This is a genomic window from Pseudochrobactrum sp. AO18b, assembly GCF_000409565.1.
GTDB classification, from domain to species: Bacteria; Pseudomonadota; Alphaproteobacteria; order Rhizobiales; family Rhizobiaceae; genus Pseudochrobactrum; species Pseudochrobactrum saccharolyticum.
Genome location: NZ_ANNO01000195.1, coordinates 1 through 3,624, shown reverse-complemented (window position 1 = coordinate 3,624; position 3,624 = coordinate 1). Strand labels below are relative to the sequence as shown.

General features: G+C 50.8%; 2 protein-coding genes. One reads left to right on the top strand and one right to left on the bottom strand.

Annotated elements, in window-relative coordinates:
- Nucleotides 1–23: 23 nt before the first annotated feature.
- Complete coding sequence (locus A918_RS0108320) at nucleotides 24–1,139, bottom strand: hypothetical protein (protein ID WP_022710618.1); 1,116 nt, start codon at nucleotides 1,137–1,139, stop codon at nucleotides 24–26.
- Between the two features lie 327 nt (nucleotides 1,140–1,466).
- On the opposite strand from A918_RS0108320, the gene A918_RS19895 reads away from it, so the two are divergent.
- Nucleotides 1,467–3,624 (top strand): TonB-dependent receptor domain-containing protein (locus tag A918_RS19895; RefSeq protein ID WP_022710616.1); only part of this gene is annotated, 2,158 nt, incomplete at its 3' end.

Here is a 3,624-nt window from a genome sequence, read left to right as displayed (position 1 = left end):
GGGGGCGGCTTTTTTATCGGTGTTTAAAGCGGATTGGCATAGAGCCTGTTCCAGAATTCTCCGGCAAGGCCGTTCAGTAAGGCTTTTCCTTCAACAAAAGGCGGCAATAAAGCCGGATCCTGCGCCCAGACCATTGTTGAACATAAATGGGTGAAAGCAATGCGTTTCCCGAGCATCGCTTCCATCAGATCCGGTTGTGTGCGTCCGCGAATGGCGACAGCGCCGTTGGAGGCTGCATGATGGATCAGCGTGTCAATCATCTGGCTTGCTGCTTTCGGGTCGCTGAAGAATTCCAGCACACGCGCTGTTTTGCCAGACTCTAAGTGATAGAGGAAAAGGCCGAGATTTTTGCCGGATTTAGTGCCTGCTTTGACCATATAGGCCTTGCCATATTCAGGCTTTTGCACGGCATCTTCCAGACGGTTCAGCAATTGCTCCGTATTCCATTGTGGCCGGCAGGAAAAGCTTTGCGCGTAATGCTGGTAGAGCTCAGCAAATTCTGTTGCATCAATATCCGTGCAGGTCAGTTGCTGAGCCGTTGGCCAATCCGATGGTGTGGCTGACCAGCGCAGGCTTTTGCCATGCATGGCATTGCGTTTGCGATCATCAAATTTGCGGGCGAAGGGTTGCAGCATTGCGAGAGGTTTGAGCTTGCTGCCTGCGATTTCTGTCATGAAGCTGAGCGGGCGAATAATCCGCAACCAGTCAAGGCTGTAATTGGTGAGCTGAACCGCATCCAGTTTTTTCCAGATCGCTGCTGCAACCTCACTGGCTGTTTCGGTTATCATCAGATCATAACCGTCCTTTTGCAGGCTGCGCATCAGTTTGACACCACCCAGAGGATTATGCTGATGATCCTCAACCATCAATGTGCTGACAATGGCGGTGCGCAGTGTTTTATTGGTCGCCTCACAAAAATAATCAAAATAATTCACGCCGAGAAAGCCGCTGACACTGCCGTTTTTATCGAGCAGAACTTTGGAGGCGGGCACCGTCTCTCCGGCAAAACGGATATAAAGCCGCTGAAGATAGGCGATCAGTTCAGCAGACGGTTCCTTGTCGCTTTTTCGGAATATTTTTTGAAAAAGCTTAGCGACTACCGGTATATCCGCTTCTGCTAAGGATCGGATTTCAGTCATGGTCAGTTTATCCCGTCGTTAGAGTCTGACATTCTGCACATTCATCTGCGCATTATACCTGCTCTGCTTCCCGCTTCTGCTGCTGACAGCTGTCGCTTGGCTCTTGGTTGATAATCATACTATGCGGGATAAACCCTTTAGAATCTTTTACTTAAATGTTGGGACTGACGCGCAGAAAATTATGATGAAGATAAACTTGACTCTTTTAATCAAGTTTATTATTCCCGAGGCATAAGAGCCAAACTTACTCTTCAATTGCTGCTTTTCAAAACTTGTCATGATTATGCATGGCAGGACAGACGACGTCTGCCTGCCAAAGGGGGTACTATGTCTGTTGTCAGGCACTGTCTGCGCGCATCTTTCGCCGGTACGATTTTGAGCCTTACGGGTTTGAGCATAACCGGTCTCGGAATTTTTACAGGTATGGCTGCGGCACAGCAGCGGGAAACAACCACACAGGATGCGGCAAAAGATAAAGCTGCGGAGAGTGCCACACAGCTGCAAACAATTACAGTCACCGGTGGTCTGAACGGGCCTTTTGCTCAGGGTGACGGAATATATCGCACACCGGCACCAGTCAGTTCTGTAAGCAGTGATGCGCTGCAGCAGCGTTTTGGCGGCGATCCGCAAGCGGCATTGCGCTCGACACCCGGTGTCTTCACCCGTCAGCAATCCAGTCAGCCCGGCATTGAGGTGAATATTCGCGGGATGAGCGGTTTCGGCCGTGTGAATGCGATGATTGATGGTGTGCCGCAGACATTCCGCAATGTGGCAGGCCATGCCTCATCCGGCGGTACCTTGCTCTATGTGCAGCCGGAACTGCTCGGCGGCATTGATGTGAGCAAAGGTGCCGTAGGAGGCGCCGCCGGTATGGGGACTCTGAGCGGCGCCGCAAATTTCCGTACGCTTGACTTTGACGATATTGTTTTGCCGGGGCGTGATGTCGGTGTGCTGACACGCTGGAAAGCCGGAACCAACGGGTTCCGCGGCTCGGGTATACTGGCAGGTGCCGCGCGTGCCAATCTGAACAATGATAAATCCAGCAATGTCAGTATTCTCGGAGCTTTTGCGCGCACGTCTTACGGTACATTTAAAAATGGTGACGGTGTTTATGTCGATAGCGGGCGCGATGCTACCAACCGTCCGGGTGGCGGGCTGATCAAATTTGAAATTGCACCATCCGCCGAGCATAATCTTAAACTTGGTGCGCGCTGGTATGAGAACCGGTTTACCTATGCCAATTACGAGCAGGATCTGAAGAACGCGTCTTACACGGCCAATTATGCCTATACGCCGGATGATAATGACTGGATCGATCTGAAGGTGAATGCCTATTATAACCGCACCAATATGGATTATGCGGCGACCGGCGGCAGCTATCGCGGGCGTAAAACCGATGATCGTGGCTATGGTTTTGACATTTCCAATACCAGCAAAACAATGCTGAGTGATGATGTACAGCTCAAACTGTTCTATGGCGGGTCTTTTGGCAGCGATGAATATGTCATCAACAGATATCGCGGTGCGAACCCTCCGGGTAGCTTAAAGAAATCCAGCGGTTTTACCGACGCAACTTTGTCGTGGAATATTTTTACGCTGACCGGCGGTCTGCGTTACGATCACTGGAATGTTGAAGGCTATCAGCCTGCCTATGCGGCAGGCACAGGAGATTGTCCTGCTGGCGGACCTGTCTGCGGTAACAAGGATATTGAGCGCAGCAGCGGCAAATGGTTGCCGAAAGTCTCTCTGACCGCACAGCCTTATGACGGGCTGGAGCTATATGCGACCTATGCCCATACTTTCCGCGCACCGACAGTGCAGGAAATGTTCTTCTCGCTGATCCCGATCGGTGCAGGGCTCGGCAGTGGTATTGCCAATAATCTCAATCTTGAGCCGGAATATAGTAAAGGCTGGGATATCGGGGTGAATTTCACAGAAGACGGTTTACTGCGCAGCGATGACAAGTTCCGCCTCAAAACCGGCTTCTTCCACAATTCCATAGAGAATTTCGTCGTCAATGATTTTGTTAATGTGCCTAATCGCGGCCCGACAGCAATGTGGATTAACCGCCCGGGCATTACCAAAATGTATGGCTGGGAGATTGAAGGCAGTTACGATCTCGGCTTTTTCTATACCAATGTTTCTTATACCAAAGCCAAGACGGATCAGCCGATCGGTGAGGGGGCCGGTGCGGGGAATGGTGATGCCTTCATGATACCGGATCAGTATGGCACGCTTGATGCAGGTTTCCGTCTGTTTGATGAAAAGCTGACATTGGGTGCGCAGGCACGTTATTTCGGCAAAAGCAGCTATGCCGGATTTGGTACAGATTTTGGCCAGAAATTCGCACTGCCAAGCTATATTCTTTATGATCTCTACGGTTCTTATAAGCTGAAGGAAAATGCGGAATTGTTCTTCTCGGTTGAGAATGTGGCCAATAAGAATTACCGCGTCGCTGTGTCGGGGCCATTGGGTGAGAATGAAT

Excerpts from the sequence above, each read along its gene's own strand:
- A918_RS0108320 (WP_022710618.1), bottom strand. The coding sequence starts at position 1,139 with ATGACTGAAATCCGATCCTTAGCAGAAGCGGATATACCGGTAGTCGCT.